This window comes from Streptomyces sp. NPDC023573, assembly GCF_055559735.1.
In genome coordinates, this window is record NZ_JBVHKB010000001.1 from 864,077 (window position 1) to 887,965 (window position 23,889).

The 23,889-nt window shown below is 69.0% G+C and carries 20 protein-coding genes; 2 read left to right on the forward strand and 18 right to left on the reverse strand.

The window, feature by feature from the left end:
* Nucleotides 1-55 precede the first annotated feature (55 nt).
* The 4 genes from ACZ32T_RS03940 to ACZ32T_RS03955 all read right to left on the reverse strand — a co-directional run bounded on the left by ACZ32T_RS03940 (nt 56) and on the right by ACZ32T_RS03955 (nt 2,884).
* Nucleotides 56-1,810, reverse strand: a complete 1,755-nt coding sequence (locus tag ACZ32T_RS03940; RefSeq protein ID WP_467365200.1) for an LCP family protein — start codon at nt 1,808-1,810, stop codon at nt 56-58.
* Nucleotides 1,811-1,829: 19 nt separating this feature from the next.
* A complete protein-coding gene (gene nadD / locus ACZ32T_RS03945) occupies nt 1,830-2,447 on the reverse strand; it encodes a nicotinate-nucleotide adenylyltransferase (protein WP_356715468.1) in 618 nt (205 codons plus the stop codon).
* Nucleotides 2,448-2,485: 38 nt separating this feature from the next.
* Nucleotides 2,486-2,647, reverse strand: a complete 162-nt coding sequence (locus tag ACZ32T_RS03950; RefSeq protein ID WP_356715470.1) for a hypothetical protein — start codon at nt 2,645-2,647, stop codon at nt 2,486-2,488.
* An 84-nt stretch (nt 2,648-2,731) separates the two neighbouring features.
* Nucleotides 2,732-2,884 carry a hypothetical protein gene (locus tag ACZ32T_RS03955; protein WP_187355734.1) on the reverse strand — a complete coding sequence of 51 codons (153 nt, stop codon included), beginning with the start codon at nt 2,882-2,884 and terminating at the stop codon, nt 2,732-2,734.
* A gap of 111 nt (nt 2,885-2,995) precedes the next feature.
* Here ACZ32T_RS03955 and ACZ32T_RS03960 point away from each other — a divergent pair, with 111 nt between their 5' ends.
* Nucleotides 2,996-4,141, forward strand: a complete 1,146-nt coding sequence (locus tag ACZ32T_RS03960; RefSeq protein WP_467262634.1) for a M48 family metallopeptidase — start codon at nt 2,996-2,998, stop codon at nt 4,139-4,141.
* Here the strand turns inward: ACZ32T_RS03960 and ACZ32T_RS03965 are convergent.
* The 5 genes from ACZ32T_RS03965 to proB form a co-directional block, all read right to left on the reverse strand.
* Nucleotides 4,074-5,195 carry an SCO2583 family membrane protein gene (locus ACZ32T_RS03965; RefSeq protein ID WP_467365202.1) on the reverse strand — a complete coding sequence of 374 codons (1,122 nt, stop codon included), beginning with the start codon at nt 5,193-5,195 and terminating at the stop codon, nt 4,074-4,076. The two genes, ACZ32T_RS03960 and ACZ32T_RS03965, sit on opposite strands and share 68 nt — an antisense overlap.
* Nucleotides 5,196-5,503: 308 nt before the next feature.
* The gene (locus tag ACZ32T_RS03970) at nt 5,504-6,103 is read right to left on the reverse strand and encodes an SCO2584 family spore wall biosynthesis protein (RefSeq protein ID WP_467262637.1); all 600 of its coding nucleotides are present in this window, start codon (nt 6,101-6,103) and stop codon (nt 5,504-5,506) included.
* Nucleotides 6,104-6,200: 97 nt separating this feature from the next.
* Nucleotides 6,201-7,484 (reverse strand): glutamate-5-semialdehyde dehydrogenase, encoded by a 1,284-nt coding sequence (locus ACZ32T_RS03975; protein WP_467365204.1) that lies wholly within the window; start codon nt 7,482-7,484, stop codon nt 6,201-6,203.
* Between the two features lie 98 nt (nt 7,485-7,582).
* Complete coding sequence (locus ACZ32T_RS03980) at nt 7,583-8,068, reverse strand: hypothetical protein (RefSeq protein ID WP_467262639.1); 486 nt, start codon at nt 8,066-8,068, stop codon at nt 7,583-7,585.
* Nucleotides 8,069-8,198: 130 nt separating this feature from the next.
* Nucleotides 8,199-9,317 (reverse strand): glutamate 5-kinase, encoded by a 1,119-nt coding sequence (gene proB, locus ACZ32T_RS03985; RefSeq protein ID WP_467262640.1) that lies wholly within the window; start codon nt 9,315-9,317, stop codon nt 8,199-8,201.
* 297 nt (nt 9,318-9,614) lie between these two features.
* On the opposite strand from proB, the gene ACZ32T_RS03990 reads away from it, so the two are divergent.
* A complete protein-coding gene (locus ACZ32T_RS03990; protein WP_467365207.1) occupies nt 9,615-11,027 on the forward strand; it encodes a polysaccharide pyruvyl transferase family protein in 1,413 nt (470 codons plus the stop codon).
* 53 nt (nt 11,028-11,080) lie between these two features.
* Here the strand turns inward: ACZ32T_RS03990 and ACZ32T_RS03995 are convergent, their stop codons facing one another.
* From ACZ32T_RS03995 to ACZ32T_RS04035, 9 genes are all read right to left on the reverse strand, one after another.
* The gene (locus tag ACZ32T_RS03995) at nt 11,081-12,301 is read right to left on the reverse strand and encodes a glycosyltransferase family 2 protein (protein WP_467365208.1); all 1,221 of its coding nucleotides are present in this window, start codon (nt 12,299-12,301) and stop codon (nt 11,081-11,083) included.
* A 211-nt stretch (nt 12,302-12,512) separates the two neighbouring features.
* Nucleotides 12,513-13,109, reverse strand: a complete 597-nt coding sequence (gene rfbC / locus ACZ32T_RS04000; protein WP_365929561.1) for a dTDP-4-dehydrorhamnose 3,5-epimerase — start codon at nt 13,107-13,109, stop codon at nt 12,513-12,515.
* A gap of 94 nt (nt 13,110-13,203) precedes the next feature.
* A complete protein-coding gene (locus ACZ32T_RS04005; RefSeq protein ID WP_467365210.1) occupies nt 13,204-15,219 on the reverse strand; it encodes a glycosyltransferase family 2 protein in 2,016 nt (671 codons plus the stop codon).
* A gap of 237 nt (nt 15,220-15,456) precedes the next feature.
* Nucleotides 15,457-16,302, reverse strand: coding sequence for a class I SAM-dependent methyltransferase (locus ACZ32T_RS04010; protein WP_467262645.1), 846 nt, complete (start codon nt 16,300-16,302; stop codon nt 15,457-15,459).
* A 229-nt stretch (nt 16,303-16,531) separates the two neighbouring features.
* Nucleotides 16,532-17,410 (reverse strand): dTDP-4-dehydrorhamnose reductase, encoded by an 879-nt coding sequence (gene rfbD / locus ACZ32T_RS04015; RefSeq protein WP_467262646.1) that lies wholly within the window; start codon nt 17,408-17,410, stop codon nt 16,532-16,534.
* 138 nt (nt 17,411-17,548) lie between these two features.
* Nucleotides 17,549-18,535: a dTDP-glucose 4,6-dehydratase gene (gene rfbB / locus ACZ32T_RS04020; protein WP_467262648.1), complete on the reverse strand. Its 987-nt coding sequence runs from the start codon at nt 18,533-18,535 to the stop codon at nt 17,549-17,551.
* On the reverse strand, nt 18,532-19,602 hold the full coding sequence (locus ACZ32T_RS04025; RefSeq protein ID WP_467262650.1) for a glucose-1-phosphate thymidylyltransferase: 1,071 nt from the start codon (nt 19,600-19,602) through the stop codon (nt 18,532-18,534). Before ACZ32T_RS04025 ends, rfbB begins: the two co-directional genes overlap by 4 nt.
* Nucleotides 19,603-19,968: 366 nt before the next feature.
* Nucleotides 19,969-22,014 (reverse strand): hypothetical protein, encoded by a 2,046-nt coding sequence (locus ACZ32T_RS04030; RefSeq protein ID WP_467262651.1) that lies wholly within the window; start codon nt 22,012-22,014, stop codon nt 19,969-19,971.
* A 130-nt stretch (nt 22,015-22,144) separates the two neighbouring features.
* Entirely contained in the window at nt 22,145-23,647 is a 1,503-nt protein-coding gene (locus ACZ32T_RS04035) for a D-ribitol-5-phosphate cytidylyltransferase (RefSeq protein WP_467262653.1), read from the reverse strand.
* Nucleotides 23,648-23,889 lie beyond the last annotated feature (242 nt).

The following is a 23,889-nucleotide window of genomic DNA, read 5'->3' on the forward strand; positions in this document are numbered from 1 at the left end:
GGCTTTCGTCGGCGGTCAGATCGACCTCTAGGGTCTCACGGACCGCCGACAGCCCTTACGACGTCGGCTCGGAGATCTTGTAGTCCTGTCCGAGGGCGACGGACACGTCGGCGTTCGCGGCCGGCTTGCCCTTCTTCACGGCGCTCTCCGGCAGACCCAGAGTCTTGGCGACCTCGACCGCCTTCGCCTTGTCCTCGGCGGCCCCGTAGACCACCTCGGACGACGCCACGGTGTCCGCCTTGCCGCTGTCGACGAAGGAATAGCCCCCGTTGACGAGCTGCACCCTGGCGTTCTCCGTACCCTTCGTGTCGCCCGTGGCGTTCCTGATGCCGACGCGTACCGCCGCGCCCTGCTCCGGAGCCTTGACCTTGCCGCCCAGGACGTCCTTGACGACGCTCTCGGTCGCCGCGTCGGTGAGGGTCCCGTCGCTCTGGACCGGGAGCAGCTCCGTCTCGTAGTCGCCCACCTTGGCGTGCCCGGCGAGCTTCGCCAGGGAGGCGCCGAGGTCCTGCTCCGGCAGGGACGGGTCGAGGATCTGCGCGAGGGTCTCGATGGTGACGGTGGCGGCCTTGGGGTCCTCGGACAGCTTGCGCAGCACGCTGCGCATCACCTGCCCGAAGCGCATCAGCTGCTTGGCCTCCGGCTCGCCCGCGCCCTGGTAGGTGGCGTACGCGACGGCCATCGGACCGCTCAGCGTCTGTGCCTCCCCCTTGTTCACCAAGGGCGCCGCGCCCTTCTTGGAGTCGGGCACGGCGGTGTCGGTGTCGACCTCGATGTTTCCCACGAGCTCGACGAGGTTCTCGAGGTACGGGGTGTCGAGGCGCCAGGTTCCGCTGATGCTGGTGCCGAGCAGGGTGTCGATCGCCTCACGGGTGCCGGTGGACCCGTCGTCGTCGACGGACTTGCCGAGCGTGGTGGTGGACCCGTCGTCGGCGGCCACGGCCAGCGAGTTGGGGAGCAGGACGGTGGTGCCCCGCTCGGTGGTGACGTTGTCGACGAGCAGCGCCGTCGAGGTGCCGCCCTTCTTGGTGTTGTGCAGGTGGACGACGATGACGTCCCGCTTCTGGGGCCCCGTCGCCGCGGCGTTCTGCTCGTCGCTGCCCGAGACTCCCGGGATCTTCCCGGCGAACCAGAGGTAGCCCGCTCCGCCGACGACCACGAGAGCCACGACGACTATGAGCGCGATCATCCGGTTGTGCCCGCGCCGGCGGGCTTCCTCGCGCCGCTCGCTGCGGCTCTCGGTGAATTTGAGCCAGTCGATGACATCTTCGGAGTCCTCGTCGGGCTCCTCGATGAAGGAGAACTGATCGGTGCGGTGGTCGCGGTCGGCACGGCGTTGCCCGGGGAGGGCCGGGTCCGCCGGCGGTTCCGGTTCACTCCGCTGTTCCGGGAAGGGGGGCGGGGGCGCGGGCGCGGCCGCCGGCGCGGCGGTGGCCTGGGGAGCGTTCCACTGGTGGGTGGAGTCGTCCCCGGCGGGCTGCCGGCCGGTGTCGTAGCCGTACGCGCCGTAGCCGCCGCCGTCGTAGCCGTACCCCTGCTGCGTCGGCTGGGCCTGCTGCGTCGGCTGGGCCTGCTGGGTGGCGTACGGGTCGTACTGCTGCTGCGTGCCGGCGTACGGGTCGTAGCCGTAGCCCTGCTGCGGCTGCCCGTCATGCTGGGGCTGCTGGGGCTGCTGGGGCTGCTGGGGCTGCTGGGCATACGGGTCGTACTGCTGCTGGCCCTGCTGCTGGTAGACCGGCTGCCCGTACTCGTCGTAGCCGATGATCTGCGGCTGCTGGTACGGGTCGTACGGGTCGTGTCGGTCGGTCACAGGTGCCCCTCTCCGTGGCTCATTCGCCGCGGTACAGCTGGCGCTTGTCGATGTAGCGGACGACACCGTCCGGCACGAGGTACCAGACCGGCTCTCCCTGCGCGACCCTGGCACGGCAGTCCGTGGACGAGATCGCCAGCGCGGGAACCTCCATCAGTGAGACGCCGCCCTTGGGCAGCCCGTCGTCCGTCAGCAGGTGCCCCGGCCGGGTGACGCCGATGAAGTGGGAGAGCGAGAAGAGCTCCTCGGCGTCCCGCCAGGTCAGGATCTGCGAAAGGGCGTCGGCGCCGGTGATGAAGAAGAGGTCGGCGTCGCCGTGGACCGCGTGCAGGTCCCGCAGCGTATCGATCGTGTACGTCGGTCCGCCACGGTCGATGTCGCTGCGGCTGACCGAGAACTGCGGGTTCGACGCCGTCGCGATGACCGTCATCAGGTAGCGGTCCTCGGCCGGCGAGACCTGCTTGTGGCTCTTCTGCCAGGGCTGCCCGGTCGGGACGAAGACGACCTCGTCCAGGTGGAAGTGGGCCGCCACTTCGCTCGCCGCCACCAGGTGTCCGTGGTGGATCGGGTCAAATGTCCCGCCCATCACGCCGATTCGGCGCTTGCCGCGGCCGGTAGGCACTTCCTGCTCTTCCATGCGTGCAGACCCTACTGGCACAGCTGTTCGCCTCTGCCTCAGCGGTCTCGGTTGAAGCGGGTGGTGATCCACAGCAGGAGCAGCAGCACGAGGAGCGCGCCGCCACCGGTGAGGTACGGGCTGAGGCTTTCGTGGTTGCCACCCTGCTCGCCTTCGGAGGCGAGGGTGACCAGCTGGTGCGCGGTGCTCGAGAGGCTCATCTTCTGCAGGACCTATCCATCGGGAATCAGGAGGGAGACGTCGCGCACATCGTATGCGGGCGCCCCGGGCACGCTCACGCCGACTCAGTCGTTGTTGTCGTCGTTGCGGTATCCACGCAGGAGGAACCAGGCGAGCAGGGCGGCGCCGACGAGCGAGACGAGCAGCACGATCCGGAGCGTGTTGCCAGGTCCCTGGTCCTCGGACACGGCGGCGAGCATGACGGCGGTGTGCGGCATTCCGGGCGCTCCTCAAAGTTATCCACAGCCCCCCGCACACCGTAGCGCCAGCGCATACGCTGGCTTTTGTCAGGGGGACGAGCAACGTCTCGTACGAACAGGGGGCCATCCATGACCGACGCCAGTCACGAGAGCGTGCCGAGCAGGCACCGCAAGCGATTCCCGGACATCTCCTCACGGGCCTACGAGCACCCGGCGGACCGCTCGGCCCTCGTGGCCCTGCGCAAGCTCAGCGGTTTCGACACCGTGTTCAAGGCGCTGAGCGGCCTCCTGCCCGAGCGCAGTCTGCGGCTGCTCTTCCTCTCGGACTCCGTCCGGGTGAGCGACGCCCAGTTCACGCATCTCAACGACATGCTGCGGGACGCGTGTTACATCCTGGACCTGAAGAAGGTCCCGCCGATGTATGTGAATCAGGACCCGCAGCCCAACGCCATGTGCATCGGTCTCGACGAACCGATCATCGTGGTGACCACCGGACTCGTGGAGCTGCTCGACGAGGAGGAGATGCGGGCAGTCGTCGGCCACGAGGTGGGTCACGCCCTCTCCGGCCACGCGGTGTACCGCACGATATTGCTCTTCCTCACCAATCTGGCGCTCAAGGTGGCGTGGATCCCGCTCGGCAATGTCGCGATCATGGCGATAGTGACCGCGCTGCGCGAGTGGTTCCGCAAGTCGGAGCTCTCCGCCGACCGTGCCGGCCTGCTGGTCGGACAGGATCTGCGCGCCTCGATGCGCGGGCTGATGAAGATCGCCGGCGGCAATCATCTCCACGAGATGAATGTGGACGCCTTCCTCGCCCAGGCCGACGAGTACGAGAAGGGCGGCGACCTCCGCGACTCCGTGCTCAAGATCCTCAATGTGCTTCCCCGGACGCATCCGTTCACCACGGTCCGCGCGGCCGAGCTGAAGAAGTGGTCGGAGACCCGCGACTTCCAGCGCATCATGGACGGCCACTACCCCAAGCGCGACGAGGACAAGGACACCTCGGTGACTGACTCCTTCCGTGAGTCCGCGTCGCACTACGCCGACACGGTGCGCACCAGCAAGGACCCGCTGATGAAGCTGGTCGGTGACATCGCCGGCGGTGCGGGCGACCTCGGCGGCAAGCTCCGCGACAGGTTCACGGGAGCCGCGGGCGGGGGCGCCGCCGGTGGTGGCGCGGGCAAGGGCGGCGCTGCGGCCCCGGACGCTACGGACGACTCCGAGGGGACCTGGCGACGCCCGGATCCCGAAGAGGGCTCCGGGTCGGGGAGCTGACGGCCAGCGTGCCGCAGAGCGCCGCCGCGGGCACACCCGTGGCATAGGGATCGGTGCCTGCGGGCCCCCGGGTGTCCGCCCGCTCGCCCGCGAGCAGCGGGCGCAGCGCTCCCGTCGTATCGGCCGAGCACGCCTGCGGGCCGGCCTGGACATAGGCGCTGCGGACCTCCAGCCGGTGCAGCCGGATGTCCTCACGGTCGAGCAGGAAACGCAAGACGCGGCGCACGGTGAAGAGCGAGGCTCCGTCGGCCCGGTGGGGCCCGGACACGACGGGCCGCAGTGCGTAGGTGAAGGTGTGGTCGGACACCACCTCCAGGGTGTCCGCCCCCGCTTCCGCGTAGGAGAGGGTGCCCTGGACCCTGATGTCGGAATCGGCCAGTTCCACCTCGGCCGGGTCGAAGCGCACCAGCCAGCCGGTCGCACTGTGCTCGCCGTCGTCGGCCGGTGAGTCCATGCTCCGGTCGAACTGCGCCGTCTGATCCGGATCGAGCAGCCGGCCGACCGGCCTCACGACCCCTGCGGTGAGTACGTCGGGGTCGAGGGAGGAGCCCACCAGGTAATCCTTCACCGTGGTCAGGGCGATGGTCACCTGGCTGTCCGAGAAGTTCGTCGTCCGCCGGACCGACGGGAAGTTGATGCCCGCCGCGCCCGTCCGGTGCCCGGCGGCCGGACCGTCGGCGAGGAGCGACTCGGCGACTCCTCCAGGTACGGGGCTTCGGGGGGCGAGCGGGATAACCGTGGTCTGCAGGGGTTCCGCGCGCCTGCCGACGGGCGTCGGGTAGGGGTTGCGGAAGCCGAAGTAGACGGCGGTGGCGAATGCCAGCGCGATCAGCACGACGAGGGCGATGCCCGCCCTGGAGCGGTGCCGGCGGGTGGGGCGGCCGGGGAGGGAGCGTACGGCGCGCGCGTGGTCACCCATGCGCTCCTGGGCGGAGAACTCCTGCAGCCGGGCAGCGCGGACGAACGATTCGTCGAAGACGACTGAGCGGTACTCGTCCTCCCCACCCGAGGGGTTGTCGGGCGGACCTTCCGGCGGTTCTCCGCGGCCTGTCATGACTTCTCCCGATCTCCGCGCCACCGGCGGGGCTGGCGCTGGGATCCGCCTCAGCCGCTCGGCATCGGGCGGACCTGTCCGTCACGGGTTCGACACATGGACACGTGACCTGCCCTCTTCCCGGGGACGGGGACGAGAGAAGGGATCACAAGGTCATACCTTCAGATTGGGTCGATCCTCATCAAGGTAAACGCCCCGCAGGTGGGAGCGCAGGTGGAGCGCCGCCGGGAGAGCGGTCGAGGCAGGCAGGGAGGAGCCACGGCCGGGAGGAGTGACGGAGGGGGAGGATGCCGGTGCGGGAGCGCGGCTCAGGGGGTACGGGGAACGGCCGGTACCGCAGGGCGGGAGTAGTCGGCCGAGGCGGAGGGGGCCACGCCCGGCTTGTCGACACCGCTGGTCGCCGGGGGCGGCACCTGGTCCTGCCGGCTCCCCGCGGCGCCGCGGTACACGGCGCTGAAGGCCAGCGCCACCATCCCGATACCCATCAGCAGGGCGAGCAGCCAGGCGACCGGCCGGTGCCAGCGCGACGCACCCCGGTAAGGGCGCAGGGAGCCGCCGTGGGGCCCGTAGGGGCCGTTACCGTCCTCGTGGAGGCCGTCGGGGTCATCGGGGTCGTAGAAGTCGCCGAAGGCTCTCTCGCGGCCGTACGCCCCGTCCGGGCCGTAGCCGTCGTCGTAGAGGTCGTCGTCCGGAGGGCCGCCGCCGGAGCGCGCCCTGCTCGCCTCGGCTTCGGCGCGGGCCTGCGCGGCGGCCAGCAGGCGCTCGACGGCGGTGGGTTCGTGGATCTCGGCGGACCTGACGAAGTCCTCGTCGAACACCACGGAGGCGAAGTCCTCGTCCGCGCCCCCGCGGTCGTCGTCGGGCTCCCAGCCGTCCGGGAACGGCCTGCCCCCCACGTCGTCCGGCACGGCTTCAGCGTAGCCCCGGCGGGGCGTTTTGGGCAGGGAGCCCGCGCATTCGCCCGGACACGCCGCCCTCCCTGCCCGCCCCGTCCGGGGCCCCGGGCTAACGGATGTGGCCGTCGCCGGTGACGATGTACTTCGTGGACGTCAGCTCCGGCAGCCCCATCGGCCCCCGGGCGTGCAGCTTCTGCGTGGAGATGCCGATCTCGGCGCCGAAGCCGAACTGGCTGCCGTCCGTGAAGCGGGTGGACGCGTTCACGGCGACCGTCGTGGAATCCACCAACTGGGTGAACCGGCGGGCCGCGGCCTGCGAGGTGGTGACGATCGCCTCGGTGTGGCCGGAGGACCAGAGCCGGATGTGCGCCACAGCCGATTCCAGCGACTCCACCACCGCGGCGGCGATGTCGTACGAGAGGTATTCGGTCTCCCAGTCCTCCGGGGTCGCCGCCACGACGGTGGCCTTGGACCCCTCGGCGTACGCGAGCACCCGCTCGTCGCCGTGCACCGTGACGCCGGCCTCGGCCAGCGCGTCCAGGGCGAGGGGCAGGAAGTCCGCCGCGACGTCCTTGTGGACCAGGAGCGTCTCGGCGGCGTTGCAGACGCTCGGCCGTTGCGCCTTGGAGTTGACCAGAATCTCGACGGCCATGGAGAGGTCGGTCTGCGCGTCGACGTACACGTGGCAGTTGCCGGTGCCCGTCTCGATGACGGGAACCGTCGACTCCTCCACGACCGTGCGGATCAGGGAGGCGCCACCGCGCGGGATCAGCACGTCGACGAGGCCGCGGGCCCGCATCAGCTCGCGGACCGAGTCGCGGTTCTCGCCCGGGACGAGTTGCACCGCGTCCGCCGGGAGGCCGGACCCGCCCACCGCGTCACGGAGCACCCGCACGAGAGCGCTGTTCGAGGCGTACGCCGACGAGGACCCGCGCAGCAGTACCGCGTTCCCCGACTTCAGACAGAGCGCGGCGGCGTCGACCGTCACATTGGGCCGGGCCTCGTAGATGATGCCGACCACCCCGAGCGGCACCCGCACCTGGCGCAGGTCGATCCCGTTGGGAAGGGTCGAGCCCCGGACCACCTCTCCGACCGGGTCGGGCAGCGCCGCCACGTCGCGTACGTCGGCGGCGATCGCGCGGATGCGCTCCGGGGTGAGCGTGAGCCGGTCGACGACCGACTCACTCGTCCCGGCCTCCCGGGCCTTCGCGACGTCCTCGGCGTTGGCCTCGACGATCTCGCTGGTGCGCACCTCGAGGGCGTCCGCGATCGCGAGCAGGGCGTCGTCCTTCGCCGCGCGCGGGAGTGGCGCGATGTCGTCGGCGGCGGCGCGTGCCCGGTAGGCGGCCTGGGCGACCGGGGACATGTTGTCGTAGGGCGAAAGCGTGGTCATGCCCGCAGGGTAATGCGCACACCGCGGGCATCCGTCACGTATCCCGTGATGCGAGACGGGCGTATCAGCGTCCGCACACCCGGTCCGGCACGCCCCCGTCAGTACGGGTGCACCCCGACGGGGGCGGCCGGTGGCGGTCCGTAGCCCTCGGCGATGCGCAGGTGGTAGGTCTCCCGGTCGATGACCTCCAGGCCCACGATCTCCCAGGGCGGGAGCTTCGCGCTGGACCGGTGTTCGCCCCACAGCCGCAGCGCCACCGCCGCGGCGTCGTGGAGGTCCCGGGCCTCTTCCCAGTAGCGGATCTCCGCATGGTCGTTGGCATACCGGCTGGTCAGCAGGAACGGGTGGTCGTGCGCCAGCTGTTCCAGTCCGCGCCTGACCTCCTTCAGCGGTGTCTCACCGCCGGAGACGCTCAGGGTGATGTGCCACAGCTTGGAGCGGGTCAGCTCCTCGTCCGTCACCACCGGTTCCTGCTCGATGGTCCGGTCGGAGGGCGTGCCGACGAAGTCGGCTCCCGCCCCGACGCTGGTCAGGGCACGGCTGCCCGTTCCGCGGGGCAGCGCCCCCGGGCGCGCTCGTCTCACCGGCGGCCTCCTGTGAATGTGTAGCTGTGCCGACCCCACTGTGTCCCCGTGACAAAGTTGACCAGCCCGGGGCCGGATGTGGGGCGCTTTTCGTGAAGGTCTCCGCCCGAAGGCTGGACTTTCAGCCGTTTCAGGGGGTCGGGCGAGGCGTGAGGACGACGAGATCGTCCCTGTGTACGACTTCACGCTCGTAGGCCGGGCCCAGCTCGCGCGCGAGGTCGCGGGTGGACCGGCCGAGCAGCTGCGGGATCTCCTTGGCGTCGAAGTTGACCAGCCCGCGGGCGACGGCCGTGCCGGCCGGGTCCCGCAGCTCGACCGGGTCCCCCGCGGAGAACTCGCCCTCGACCGCGGAGATACCGGCGGGAAGCAGGGACGTGCGGCGCTCGACGACCGCGCGCACGGCCCCGTCGTCGAGCACGAGTGCGCCCTGCGGTGTCGAGGCGTGGGCCAGCCAGAGGAGCCGGTCGGCCGAGCGGCGCCCGGTGCGGTGGAAGTACGTGCCGGTGTCACGCCCGCCGAGGGCGTCGGCGACATGGCTCGCGGAGGTGAGGACGACCGGGATCCCGGCGGCGGTGGCGATCCGGGCCGCCTCCACCTTGGTGACCATGCCTCCGGTGCCGACACCCGCCTTCCCCGCGCTGCCGATGGTGACGCCTTCCAGGTCGGCCGGTCCGCTCACCTCCGCGATGCGGGAGGTGTCCGGCCGGCTCGGGTCCCCGTCGTAGAGGCCGTCGACGTCGGACAGGAGGACGAGCAGATCCGCGTGCACCAGATGGGCGACGAGTGCGGCGAGCCGGTCGTTGTCCCCGAACCGGATCTCGTCCGTGGCGACCGTGTCGTTCTCGTTGACGACGGGGAACGCGCCCATCTCCAGGAGCTGGTCGAGCGTGCTGTAGGCGTTGCGGTAGTGGGCGCGCCGGCTGGTGTCGTCCGAGGTCAGCAGAACCTGCCCGACGCGTACGCCGTACCGGGCGAAGGACGCGGTGTAGCGGGCGACGAGGAGTCCCTGGCCCACACTGGCCGCGGCCTGCTGGCGGGCCAGGTCCTTGGGCCTTCGGACGAGACCGAGGGGGGCGAGGCCTGCCGCGATGGCGCCGCTGGAGACGAGGACGATCTCGCGCTCCCCGCCGCTCCTCACCTTGGCGAGGACGTCGACGAGCGCGTCCACCCGATCGGCGTCAAGCCCTCCCGCCGCCGTGGTGAGCGAGGAGGAGCCGACCTTGACCACGATCCGGCGGGCGTCGGTCACACCGGGCCTGCGCCCCGCGCCGCTCCCGGAGGGTGTGCGGAGCGCGCCTTCGGGCTCCCTTGCCGCGCCTTCGGATTCCCTTGCCCCTGACACGTACGCCCGTCCCCATCACGTCGTCCTGCTCGGTTCCGCTCAATCTACGCGAGGGGGCGGGGCCGGCACCGAGCCGTCTCAGCTGCTGTCGCCGCGCGGACGTCATTACACAGACCGACCGGCCCGGATCACGTTTCGACATGCCCCCGAATGGGGTCATTTACGCAATCTCCACCCGCCATTCATAGAGCTACCCTCTATTGCGTGACAGATGAACTCTCCCGCCAGAAGCGCATTCTCCTCAGATCGGGCAAAAGCCCCTTCGATGTGGCTTCGCTCGAACAGTCCCTCGACAGAGATGTCTTCGCGACCAACGCGGGCAACCTGATCTTCAGTGACGCGGCGCACAAGCTTCTGACGACCCCGCGGGCAGAGGTCTTCTCCAACGGCATCCGCACGGATCCAGCGGCTGCCGAACGCATGAACGAGGAGTTCGACGTATTCGTCGTCCCCCTGGCGAACGCCTTCCGCCCGACGTTCGAGCGGCCCCTGAAGCGGATGACGCAGCTGATCAAGAAGCTGCGCATCCCCGTGGTCGTCCTGGGAGTCGGCGCGCAGGCCGACCTCAAGTACGACGCCTCCCGGCTCAAGGCCATGGAGCCGACCGTCAGGGAGTTCGTCACCGAGGTGCTCAACCGCAGCGCCTCCATCGGAGTGCGCGGTGAGTTCACCGAGCAGTACCTCAAGAACATGGGATTCCGGGACGTCGAGGTCATCGGCTGCCCCTCCATGTTCATGAACGGCGAGACGTTCACGCTCGACAAGAAGACCGAGTCGCTCACGGCGGAATCCCGCATCTCGGTGAACGGATCGCACAGCGCCGTACGTTCGCACGGCCTCGACGCCATCATCCGTCAGGCCCACAAGCGCTATCCGAACCTGCGGTTCATCGGGCAGAACCTTCTCGAGGCCGAGCTCCTCCACTGGCGGGAGACGTCGAACCCGATCGGTGCCCAGACCTCGATGCCGACCCACCCCTCCCACCCGATGTACCGCGAGGGCAAGGTCCGGCTCTACGTCGACCCGGCCACCTGGATCGAGGAGCTGCGCGCGTTCGACTTCTCGTTCGGCTCGCGTATCCACGGGAACATCGCCGCGCTGCTGGCCGGCGTCCCGAGCACCGTGCTCTGCAGCGACTCGCGGACCCTGGAGCTCTGCCGTTACTTCGGCATCCCGCACCGCAAGATCTCCGAGACGCCCAAGAACATCGACCCCACCGAGCTCTACGAGGCGGCGGACTTCGGCGAGCTGGTGAACGGCCACAAGGAACGCTTCCTCCGTTTCACCGGCTTCATGGAGAAGAACGGCCTGGAGAACACCTTCCACCACGGCGACGGCGGCAAGGCGTTCGACGCACAGATGTCCAAGCTCGTCCTGCCGCCCGCCGTCCGGCCGTGGACCGACACCGACCCGGAGACCCTGAGCAGCCGCTTCGGCTGGCTGCAGAGCAGGCTCCAGGAGCTGACGGAGGAGAACAACGAGCTACGGCGGGCCCAGCTCACCGGCAGGCCCGACCGCTTCGGCACCAGGGCACGCGGCGGCGCGGGCGCCACGTACCGGCGCGCCCGGCGCGTGGTGGGCAGGCCCGTCAGGAAGTTCCTCCGCCCGGAGCAGTGAGCCGGACCGGGCCGGAGCAGTGAGGGCGGGCCGTCCCCGCGGCCGCCCGGGTCCTAATGCGCGCGGTGCGGGGTGCGCCGGGCCGACCGGGCAGCCCTGCCCGCCCTGCGGACGAGGCGACGCGTGATCGAGGTGACGGTCTGCTGCTTCGGCACCTCGATCCGCTTGCCGCCGACCCACTCCCTCACGGTCAGCTCGTAGGCGGAGTCCGGCAGCCCCGAGTCCTCGCCGAAGCGCGGATAGGCCAGGTACACCCTGCCCCGGAGCCCCTTGCGGACCACGTCGGGCTCCTGCTTGTCCGCCATGAACCGGAGGACGTCCAGGAGAAGATCGAGCCGGCCGCGGGCCACGCAGGCCAGCCGAAGCCGCTCGTGGACCTTGAGGCGACGGCCCAGACCCGCCGACCAGTAGGCCTTGAGCAGCGGGGCGGCCAGCTCCATCTTCTCCCTGCGCACCGCCTCGGACTGCCGCAGCAGGGACGGGCCGAACTGCGGCAGCAGGGTGATGACGAAGGGCCGGACCATCAGGTCGTCCCGCTCGGGCCCCGGCGGAAGCTGCGCCGCGATGAGCTCCGTCAGCGCCCGCGCGGAGTCGAAGCGCAGCCGGTAGCTCCCGCTGCGGGTCACGTGCTTGCCGTCGTCCCGGCCCACCAGGTAGTAGCAGGTGTAGTCGGCGACGACGGACACCCCGTCGCCGCGCAGGTACGCCTCCATGGTGAAGAGCGCGTCCTCGCCCGTCTTCAGCGCTTCGTCGAAGGTCAGCCCGAGTCGCACGAGCATCTCGCGCCGGAAGAGCTTCTGCGCGCTGAGGGTGAACTTGATGCGCGAGGAGAAGAGGTCGGCACGCTCGACCGTCTCCTTCCACATCGACTTCGGCGCTCCGCGGTTGACGCCGACGACCTTGCCGAGCACCACGTCGGTACCGGCCCGGTCGCCCATCGCGACCAGCCGCTCCAGTGCCTCCTCGCCGAAGTAGTCGTCCGCGTCGAGGAAGAAGACGTAGCGCCCGCGGGCCAGCCCCAGTCCGACGTTGCGCGGCCCGCTGGGCCCGCCGGAGTTCTCCTGGTGGACGACACGGGTCTCGATCGCGGTACGCGCGGCGAACTCGTCCAGGTACTCCCCCGTGCCGTCCGTGGACCCGTCGTCGACGGCGATGATCTCCATCCGCCCGGCGGGCAGGGTCTGTGCCTCCACGGACTCCAGGCAGCGGATCAGGTACGGCATCGCCTCGTAAGCCCCGATGACGATGCTGACGTCTGGTGCGCTTGTGCTCATCTCTCCCCGGTCCGCACACTTCGCTCTTCAGGAGAAGACGGTGGAACTGCGGTTCATGCCGCGTTCTTCGCGCAGACACACGAAAGCGGCCTGCCCGTTCCCCTCTTGACAAAGGAGACGGACAGACCGTTCATAAGGTTGCCTCTGATACCGGACTACCTGTGGACATGCGGGATACGACTCCGCGCGGGCCGGGAACCCGCGGGCCGGATCAGCGTGCGCGCAGCTGCTCCCGGAAGGAGACGCAGTCCTCGTAGCGGGGCAGCAGGCCACGCTCCTCCGCCTCGGCGAGCGTCGGCGCCTGCTCGTCCTTCGGGGAGAGCAGAGGTGCGATGCCCTCGGGCCAGGTGATGGCCAGACCGGGGTCGAGCGGGTTGATGCCGTGCTCACGCTCGGGGGCGTATCCCTCGGAGCAGAGGTAGACGACGGTGGCGTCGTCGCTCAGGGCGAAGAAGGCGTGTCCGAGGCCTTCGGAGAGGTAGACCGCGTGGTGGGTCTCGTCGTCGAGCCGGACGATCTCCCACTGCTTGTACGTCGGGGAGCCGACCCTGATGTCGACGATGACGTCGAGAACCGCGCCCCGCACACACTTGACGTACTTCGCCTGGCTCGGCGGCACGTCCGCGTAGTGGATGCCGCGCAGGGTGCCGCGCTTCGACACCGAGCAGTTCGCCTGGACGAGGCTGAGTTCCTGTCCGGTCGCGGTACGGAAGTCCGCGCCCCGGAACCACTCGTGGAAGCTGCCGCGGTCGTCCGGGAACACCTTCGGCTCGTGCACCCAGGCGCCTTCGATGGACAGAGGTCGCATACGTCTCTACTTCTTTCTCGACTGACTGTGCTGTGCGCTGCGGTGTGACGCCGCCGGATCCGGAGGCCGGCCCGCCGTCGTGGCGGGCCGGCCCTCAGCCGAACAGGCCGCGCTTGAGCCTGCCCGCCACGCGTCGGGAGAAGGATCGCTTCTTCGGAGCGATCACGGGCTTCTTGGCGGCGGGCTTGGCTGCGGGCTTGGCTGCGGGCTTCTTCGTGGGAGCGGGCTCCACGGCCTCGACGGTGCCGTCGTCCGCGACCCGGAGCACCGCGGGGAGCGCGCTCCACCGCGGCTTGCCGCGCCTGGCCGAGGGCATGCCCAGCCCCATGTCCCAGACCTGCCCCGGGAGCAGGCCGCCGGGGAGTTCGGCGGTCAGCAAGGCGCCCTCGGGTGCCGCGGTGAGGGTGGCGTCCGCCTGGACCGTGTCGGCGCCCGCGGACTTGAAGCGCAGGACCACGGGCTCGGTGCCGGCCGCGGGGCCCACCGCGAGCGGCAGCGGCAGCTTCACCCGGCCGCTCTCGATCCGGACGTCCTCGGGCGCGAGCCGTCGCACGTCCCGGTCGATACGGCTGGTGGCGAGGTCCACGTCGAGGGAGAGGTTGCCGTGCGGCTCGGTCCAGTAGGGCAGGACCACCCTGCGCGGCGAGCCGGTCAGGCGGCCGAGGCGGCCTTCCTCGACCTGGTCGGCGCGGACCGATCCCAGACGGGTCTCCTTGGTCCAGCCACAGGAGCTTATCCGGAAGAGGATGTCCCAGATACCGTCCCCGAGCGGCGCCCCGTTGGCGGCGGTCTCCGGGTCGATCGTCGCCGAGGCCCGGAGTTCCTGCCGGAACGTGGGGCCGTCCCCTACCGGGATCCGCTCCCTCGTGAACTCCACCGGCTGGAAGAACTCGGCAGCCGTGGTGCGCTCACGCACGACGAGGTCGACCTTGGACTTCGCGACCGGCGCCACGGTGCTGACCCCGAGGCCGGCGATCCTGCTCAGGGTCTCCTCGGCGAGCGGCGGGGCGAGCAGGTCCTCGCCGTCCACGGAGCGGAAGGTCATCGGCGCGTCCGACACCTGGTACTCGGCGGTGAAGCCGACATTCAGGGTGCCGCCGTCCCAGGCGAGGCTCTCGAGTCGCCCCGCGGGCTTGATGCCGGACTCCCAGCGGGCCAGCTCCTCGATGTCACCGAGGCGGTCGTCCACGATGAGCGCGGCGACTATCTGCTGGGTCGGCTGCATGCCCGCGGCGACGCCCGGACCGAACCGCTCGGTGACCACACCGCGGATCTCGGTGAAGATCTCCGCGCGGTAGTCCTCGGGAAGGCTCAGCAACCGCTTGCCGCGGAGCCGCTCCACCATCTCGTTGCGCAGCCAGCGGCGGTAGAGGCCGTCACGGATCTTCCCCGGCTCGGTGTACTGCTCGACGATGTCGAGCGCTTCACGGAGGTTGCCGTAGTAGCCCACCGGGTCGAAGCGCTGGAAGCCGGCGTTCGAGGCGTCCTCGCGCTTGATGTGGTAGTAGCACAGGTAGTCGCTGAGGACGGAGATGTTCGCCGCCCGCAGGTAGGTCTCCACGACGAAGACGTGGTCCTCCAGGCGCCTGCGTCCCTCACGGAACTTGATGCCCTTGCTCTCCAGGAACTCCCTGCGGAACATCTTGTGCGGCGTCAGGCTGTCGATCAGCGGGGCGTTGGAGACGCTCGCCCTCGGGCGGTTGACGCGGAAGAGCTCCACCGGGACCGGACGTCCCTTGCCCGCCATCTTCCCGATGATGACGTCGGAGCCGTTCTCCACGCCGTAGCGGTACATGCGTTCGAGCGCCTCGTCGCCGAGCCAGTCGTCGTTGTCGACGTACATGACGAACTCGCCCTTGGCCGCCGCCGTCCCGACGTTGCGCGGCTTGCCCGACCAGCCGGACGACTCCTGGTGGATGACGTGCATGTTCGGGTGGGCGGCGGCGAGTTCGTCCAGGCGGGCGGGGGTGGCGTCCGTGGAGCCGTCGTCGACGAAGATGGCCTCGTACTCGTCGTCCGGCAGGGACTGCCGCAACAAGGAGGAAATGCAGTCCTCGATGTACTCGCCCGGGTTGTAGACGGGAATGACGACGCTGACCTTGACGGACATGCAGAACCTCATCTGGTAATCAGGAAAAATCGGCGCTGAATCCCACCCGGGACGCCCGCCCGACAGGATATATCCGGAGAGGAGGACCCTTCTCCGGGATGGGTGTTGGGTAATCAGGCGAGGACAATGAGTAACGGGCCGGTACGGGGGCGAACGCCGAGCCGCCGGGCCCAGAATGTGCCCGGCGGCGATCGGAGTCCGGCGTCTTCAGGAACGGACGCCGGACGGGCCACGCATTCAGCTCTTGGCGCCTTCCTCGCTGTAGCGCTTCTTGAGCACCCGCTTCTTGTTCGTGCCTTCTGCGTTCTTACCCTTCTCGATGATGACAAGGTTGTGGTAGAAGTGCATGCCCACAATGTTGAGGTCGGTGTAGGACGGCTCGTAACCCTCGTCCACGAACTCCTCGTAGTTGAGGCCGTCGGCGAGCTTTTTCAGCATCGACATGCTGGTCTTCGGGTCGTCCCGGTCCTCGCTGCCCTGCCATTCCGGCCAGTACGAGGTCTGCGTGTCCTCGACGGCATAGATACCGCCGTCCTTGAGCAGCGGAAAAAGCGTCTCGAACGTGGTCAGAATGTGCGGACTCAGATGGCTGCCGTCGTCGATGATGACGTCCAGCGTGCCGATCTTCGAGGCCACACCGATGAGGGAACCGGGGTCGGACTGGTCGCCGATGAAGGTCGTGATCCGATCCTCGTCGACAAATGACTTGTCCTGGATGTCCATTCCGAAGATCTGCGCCTTCGGGAAGAAGTGCTTCCACATACGCAGCGACGCGCCGCCCTGTCCCGCTCTGCTGTAACCGCCGATACCGATCTCCAGCAGATTGAAGGAGTCATTCTTCAGATGCTCGAGGTGCCGCTGATAGTGCTGCGCATAGCGGTGGGTTCCCCACTTGTCCGTCCTGAAGTGCTGGGCGAGCTTGCGCAGGTCGTGCGAGATCGCAGCGATTCCCGTAGGTGCGGCGGGGCGCGGAACAGGGGCGGGCGCGCCCGCCAGTCTCCTCCGGAGGCGGCGCAGCCGCTTCCACCCCGCCTCTCCGACAATTGCCCTGACCATCTTCTTTGCAGCCGTCGTTGTTGCCATCGTACGGATCCCCTTCCGTATGGAACACTGCGCGGGCATCACAACGGTGGGTCGTGACACCTAGAAGTCCAGCTCGTCAGCGATTCGTGGACCCCGGAGTTCGGAGACGATTCGCCGGCTCGGCCGGCACAGGAACAGCGTGGACGCCGAAATGCGTCAGTCCCGCGCCGACCGGCTCGATAAGCAGTGAACTTACTGGGTCCGGGCAACAGTCGGCAATCACCACAGGTCACGGAGTTCCGTGGAGATCCTTGAAAGACTCCGCGAGCGCCTCCCGCCAATTCCGGATGGGCTCTAGACCGGCTTTCGCCCAGCGGTCGTGACCCAGCACGCTGTACGCGGGACGCGGAGCCGGCCGGGCGAAGGCAGCGCTGGTGGTCGGGCGGACACGCTCCGGGTCGGCGCCCAGCTGCTCGAAGATGGCCCGGGTGAAACCGAACCACGTGGTCCGGCCGCTACTGGTTCCGTGGTAGATGCCGGCCGGTGCCGTACCGGCCAAGGCGCCCTGTCCCAGCCGTACGAGCCGGTCGGCCAGGTCACCGGTCCAGGTGGGCTGGCCCAGCTGGTCGTCCACCACGTCCAGTGTGTCCTTGATGCCCTCGAGCTTGATCATCGTACGGACGAAGTTGCCCCCGCCCGCTCCGTACAGCCACGCGGTGCGGACGACGTAGCCCCTGTCGGGCAGCAGAGAGAGGACGGCCCGCTCGCCAGCCAGCTTGGTCCGCCCATAGGCGCTCCTCGGCGCGGTGGGCGCGTCCTCGGCGTACGGCTCGCCCGCCTGCCCGTCGAACACGTAGTCGGTGGAGACCTGGAGGAGCACGATTCCGCGCTCGGCGCAGACCTCGGCGAGGAGCCGGGGGCCCTCGCCGTTGATGCGCAGCGCCTCGTCCTCGCGGGTCTCGGCGTCGTCCACCGCGGTCCAGGCGGCGCAGTTGACGATCACGGACGGGCCGTGCTCCTCGACGGCCCGTCGCACGGAACCCGCGTCGGTGATGTCCAGCGCCTTGCGGTCCAGGCCCACGGCGCTCTCGCCGTCCTGGGCAAGCCGGGCCAGGACGTCCTGCCCGAGCATCCCGCCCGCTCCTGTGACCAGCCAACTGCCGCTCATACCGCATCCCGCTTTCTGTTGTGCCTGCCGGCGTGAACCGTGAGCCGGCGAACCCGGCAGAAGGGGAGCCCGAGCCCCTTCGGTCCGGCTCCCGCGTCGCTCACCGCCGGGCTTCACCGGCATCGTAGGGCGTAGGGCTCAGAGCGCCGCGCGGTCCTTCAGCGGCTCCCACCAGCCGCGGTTGTCGCGGTACCACTGGACGGTCTCGGCGAGCCCCTGCTTGAAGTCCTTGCGGGGCACGTAGCCGAGCTCTTCCCTGATCTTGGCGCAGTCCACCGAGTAGCGGCGGTCGTGACCCTTGCGGTCCTCGACGTAGGTCACGCTGGTCTCCCAGTCGGCGCCGCAGGCCTCGAGCAGCAGGCCGGTCAGCTCCTTGTTGGAGAGTTCGGTGCCACCGCCGATGTTGTAGACCTCGCCGGCCCGTCCCTTCGTGCGCACCAGCTCGATGCCCTGGACGTGGTCGTCGATGTGCAGCCAGTCGCGGACGTTCGCCCCGTCGCCGTACAGCGGGACGGTCTTGCCGTCCAGCAGGTTGGTGACGAAGAGCGGGATGACCTTCTCGGGGAAGTGGTGGTGCCCGTAGTTGTTGGAGCACCGGGTCACCCGCACGTCGAGACCGTGTGTGCGGTGGTACGAGAGGGCGATCAGGTCGCTGGACGCCTTGGCGGAGGAGTACGGCGAGTTGGGCTGGAGCGGGTGCGTCTCCGGCCAGGAGCCCTCGTCGATCGACCCGTAGACCTCGTCCGTCGAGATGTGCACGAAGGTCTTGATCCCGGCCAGGTGCGCGGCGTGGATCAGGGTGTGCGTGCCCACGACGTTCGTGCGGACGAACTCGGCTCCGCCGTCGATGGAGCGGTCCACGTGGGACTCGGCGGCGAAGTGCACCACCTGGTCGTGCTCCGCCATCAGCTTGCCGACGAGTTCGGGATCGCAGATGTCGCCCTCGACGAAGGCGAAGCCGGGATGGTCACGGACCTCGTCGAGGTTGGCCGGGTTGCCCGCGTAGGTGAGCTTGTCGAGCACCGTGACAGCCACGTCGCCCGGCCCCTCGGGGCCCAGCACCGTGCGGACGTAGTGGGAACCGATGAAGCCGGCCCCGCCGGTCACCAGGATGTTGGTCGTCATGAGGAGATCTGTACCTTGCTGTGGTCGCCGAGCACGAGTCGGTGGGCGGACGGGCTGCGGGGCGCGGGGGTCACTTCGACGTTGCGGCCGATGAGCGACGCCTCGACCCGCCGGACCCCGATGATGGAGGCGTCCTTGAGGACGATGGAGTACTCGATCTCGCTGTCCGCGATGTTGCAGCCTTCGGAGACCGAGGTGAACGGGCCGACGTAGGAGTCGCTGATCACCGAGTCCGCCCCGATGATCACGGGGCCCACGATGCGGCTCCCGGTCACCTTGGCCCCCTTCTCGATGCGGACCCGGCCGATGATCTCGCTGGCGTCGTCGACCTCCGCCTCCTCGGCGTGCGGCTCGACGGTCTCCAGCACCGAGCGGTTGACCTCCAGCATGTCGGTGACGTTGCCGGTGTCCTTCCAGTACCCGGAGATCGTGGTGGAGCGCACGTTCCGCTGCTGGTCGATCAGCCACTGGATGGCGTGGGTGATCTCCAGCTCGCCCCGCCAGGACGGCTCGATCGAGCGGACCGCCTCGTGGATGGAGGGGGTGAAGAGGTAGACGCCGACCAGGGCCAGATCGCTCTTGGGGGCCTTCGGCTTCTCCTCCAGGGCGACGACCCGCCCGTCGGAGTCGAGCTCCGCGACACCGAAGGAGGTGGGGTTGGGGACATGCGTCAGCAGGATCTGGGCGTCCGGCCGGTCGCTGCGGAACTCCTCCACCAGCCCGCTGATGCCGCCGACGATGAAGTTGTCGCCGAGGTACATGACGAAGTCGTCGTCGCCGAGGAACTCCCGGGAGATGAGCACGGCGTGGGCCAGGCCCAGCGGCTCGTCCTGGGGGATGTAGGTGACCTCGATACCGAACTCGGAGCCGTCACCCACCGCTTCCCGGATCTCGTCGACCGTGTCACCGACGACGATGCCGACCTCGGTGATGCCCGCGTCGGCGATGGCCTCGAGACCGTAGAAGAGAACCGGCTTGTTGGCGACCGGCACCAGCTGCTTGGCCGAGGTGTGGGTGATGGGGCGCAGACGGGTGCCCGCCCCACCTGAGAGTACGAGAGCCTTCACGTTTTTCTGTCCCCATATTGAGAGTGTGGTGATCGAGTGCCGGACACCGGTGCGAACGAAGCATGCTGAACGCGATGTGATTTTACTGTGAAATCCCTTGCTCCCCTGCCGCACGGAAGGGTGGGACCGACGCGTCCACCCGGTCGCGCGGGCCGAGGAGTGAACACGGCATCACCGGTGTACACCCCGGCGACGTCGTGCAGCCGCCGGGAATCGCACTGTCGTTCACGTTCAATTGAGACAACCGATACGGCGCGTTGGTTGTGCGCGACACGCTTTTTCGGCCTGTGAGCTGCACCACAAAGGCCCGCCGAAACCCGTTTCCAGGTTTCGACGGGCCCATGCCCGATGTGTGCTCTCGCGGGATCAGCCGCCCACGGGTTCGCCGAGGCTCCGGGCGACGCCGATGTTGCGCGCCTCCGCCTTGGCGGCCAGTTCCCGGACCGCCGTGTCGAACTGCTCGATGGAGGTGGGCTCGTCGGGGCCGAGCAGATACTGCTTCAGCTCGCGCCGGTCCTCGCCCAGGGAGTCGGCCGCCGGGTCGGTGACGGCGGCCATCAGCTCGTCCAGCTCGACCGCGGAGTTCGAGAGGATCACCGCGGCGCGCACCGCGGTGTTCTGGCGCCGGAATTCCTCCACGCCCATCGCGGCCGAGTCGGTCACGGCGTACGGCTTGCCGCTCGCGATGAAGTCCGAGACCACGCTGGAGATGTCCGAGACCATGGCGTCCGACTCGTTGAAGCAGTCGTACAGACGGGGTGCGGCCCCGACGATGACCTTGTGCTCCCACCAGCCGGTGGAGCGCCAGTAGGCGTCGTTCCACTCTTCCCTGAGCTTCGCGGTCTCCGCCTCGGTCCCGGGGTCGACCTTGGCGTCCCTGGACTGCTCGGCCTCGTCCCGGTCGGTCTGCGAACTGCCGGCGAGCCGGGACAGCTGCGTCTCGATGCGGAGCATCGCGGCCCGCGCCTCGGCCTGGCCGGCGCGCAGCGCCTCGCGCTCCTTCGCCCACCGGGGGTCGGTCGCGCGTTCGGCGGCGGCCTGCTCGATCATCGCGGTGATACGGGCGTGCACGGCCTTCGCCTGCCGGCTGCGGGTGCCGGTGAAGGGGTGCGGCTTGTAGAGCAACCGCACCGGCTCGTCTGCGGTGAGCAGACGCCTGACGATGTTCTCGCCCGCCAGCAGCAGCGAGGTGTTGCCGGGGTTGTCGTCCCAGCCCTCCCAGGTGGGGGCGTACAGCACGGTCGGGACCGGGTTCTTGGGGGCGCCGGTCCACGGCTTGATCGAGGCGAGCTGGGGGCGCCCCACCTCGACGATGTCCTCGTCGCGGATGCCGACGTCGGCCAGCGCGTAGCGGTCCCGCCCGGCCTTCCCCGCGGTCCACACCTCGTCGTACACCTTGCTGTACGGGTTGACGCTGGCGAGCTTGTCGCTGTCGCCGTGCCCGATGAAGACGTGCTTCATGGTCGGGACCCGCAGCATGTGGATGTTCTTTCCGACGTTCGCCGCGTACAGCGCCACACGCACCGACGAGAGGTCCAGGTTCATCAGGTGGACCCCCCCGGGCACGCAGAGCACCGGAACCGAGGTCATGGCCAGCTGCGGGACGATGTTGCGCTCACGCAGGAAGATCAGCGGCCGCCCGCCGAGCTGGGCCATCGTCTCCAGCCACATGTTCACCTGGTACGCCGAATCCTTCGATCCGGAGAAGTACATGATCACCGTCGGCCGGTAGGTGCGCAGCCAGTCGTCGACCGCCGCGAGGACCTTGGCCTCCGGCGGGACGAGGCGGCTGGGGCGCGCGTAGGGCAGCAGCGCGGCGAGGTAGAGGACGGCGAAGCCGAGCATGAGCGCCAGGCCGGCGTACGCGAAGGCGGCGGTGCCGGTCTGGATGGCGATCAGCACGCCGATCAGGCCGAACAGGTCCAGGTGGAGCATCTTCTCGGCCGGACGGCTCATCAGCCTGCGCGGCGGGGCGTTCCCGATGGACACGGCACTCAGGTCGATGTTCCGTGTGACCACCGGCAGCTTGCGGCGCAGCCTGATGAGGGTGACTATCGCGCTCTGCGGCGCCTGGAGGCCGTAGAAGGCCAGCAGGCAGGCCACGGTCACGTAGAAGAGGGTCGCCTCGCCGTAGCCCATGCGCGAGAGCAGCAGGACCAGCAGCAGCTGACGCACCAGGAAGCGGATCGAAAGGCCCGCGCGCACCGCGGCGAGCCGGTTGATGAGGTAGCTGCCGCAGCGGTGCAGATACTGGTCCGCCGCATACGTCACGAAGGCTGCCGCCGCGAAGAACCACAGGTTGGGGGCTATGGCCGCGGCCATGACGCACGGGAAGCCCAGACCCAGGAGAAGCGCGGCGGCCAGCTCCGAACCGCTGCCGACACGAGCCAACCGAATGGCTTTCGAAATCACGAAGTACCGCTCCTGAGAACGCCGACTGGATAACCTTGCGGGGAAATTGTGAAGAGCGCATTCACGCATTCGGACCCCGCCGGTTTCGCCCTTACGGCGAACCGACGGGGTCCGAATAGTCGATCACTGATTATGGCACATCGATCTGACGGTCCAGCACCGAGGCCAGGGCCTGCTCGAAGCCCGACGCCTCGCTGGCGCCCCGGGTCGGGTCCTGCTGGCGGACGTCGATCACATGGCCGGTCATCTCGGACAGCAGGACGTCCACGGACGTCCTGGCCACGGCCTCGGAGGAGAGCAGCGAGCCCACCGGCTCCTCGCCGAACGCCTTGGTCCGCATCGGCGTCGCGGTCCGCTCGGGATTGACGCAGTTCACCCGGACCCCGTCCGCCGCCCACTCGTCCGAGAGCGCCTGGGTGAGGTTCACCATGGCGGCCTTGGTGGAGGAGTAGAGGCTGTACTCGGCGCGGCCTCGGGTGTAGCTGCTGGAGGTGTACAGCAGCAGCTGGCCCTTGGTCTCCGCGAGGTACTTGTACGAGGCGCGGGCGATCTGGACGGGCGCCAGGTAGTTGACGTTCAGCGCCTCCTGGATCGTCGCGCTGTCGGTCTCGGCCAGCTTGCCGATGCGCAGCACGCCGGCGGTGTTGACCACGTAGTCGATGCGCCCGGTCTCCGCGTACGCCGTGGAGAGCGCCTCCTCGACGTGCTCCGGGTTCTCGATGTGCGTCCCCGTGGTGGAGCGCCCCAGGGCGTACACCTTGGCGCCGAACGACTCCGCGAGCGACGCGATGTCGGCCCCGATGCCGTACGACCCGCCGAAGACCACCATGGTCTTGCCGGTGAGCAGCTCCCGGTAGCCCGCCTCGCCCGTCGGCTGCGGCACGGCGGTCGAGGCCAGCTGGAACAGCTTGTCCGCGATGAAGACGTCGACCGGCTGGGTGACCTTCATGTTGTACTCGTCGCCCGCGACGACGTAGATCGGCACGTCCGGAAGGTACTTCAGGACCACCGAACAGTCGTCGGTGGCCTGGAAGTTGGGGTCACCCGAGGCGACCTCGTAGGCCCGCCGGATGGTCGACAGCTTGAACGCCTGGGGCGTCTGGCCGCGACGCAGCCGGGAGCGGTCGGGTACGTCCGTGATGAACGCGCCGTCCTCGCCGTGGGTGCGGGTCACGATGATGGTGTCGGCGGAGGGGATGGCGACGTCCACCGCCTGGTAGCGGTCGAGGGCCTCGACGCAGTCCTTGATCACCCGCTGGGAGAGCAGAGGACGCACGGCGTCGTGGAACAGTACGTTGCGGTCCTCCCCCTCGGCCAGACCCTCGCCGAGTGCCGCGATGGCACGCTCGGTGGTCTCGTTGCGGGTCGAACCGCCCTCGATCACCTTGATGACCTTGGTCAGGCCGGCCTTCGCGACGATCTTCTCGACATCGGCGACATACCCCGGCGCCATCAGGACGATGACGTCGTCGATCGATTCGGCCTGCTGGAAGATGCTCAGAGTGTGCTCGATGACGGCTTTGCCGGCGATCTTCAGCAGCTGCTTCGGTATCGACAGACCCACGCGCTGACCGGTACCGCCGGCGAGTACGACTGCCGTGGTGCGGACTTGGGCTATGTACTGCTCAGACACAGACGACCTACCTTGCGAGGGCTGGGGAACATCCCGATGGTTACACTCTCCGTTACCATCTCGCAAGGTGAACGTCGAGTGCGCCTCACCCTGTGAACACCTGCCGTTCCCCTGCCACACAGGAGAAACACCTGAACGGCGGCCCTGCGGGCAGGTGACCGACGCCACACGCGTGAGCGGCATGGAGCACCTATGAGCGGGGCCTGAGCGCGCCGGATTTCACCCGGGCGGCCCATCGGCAC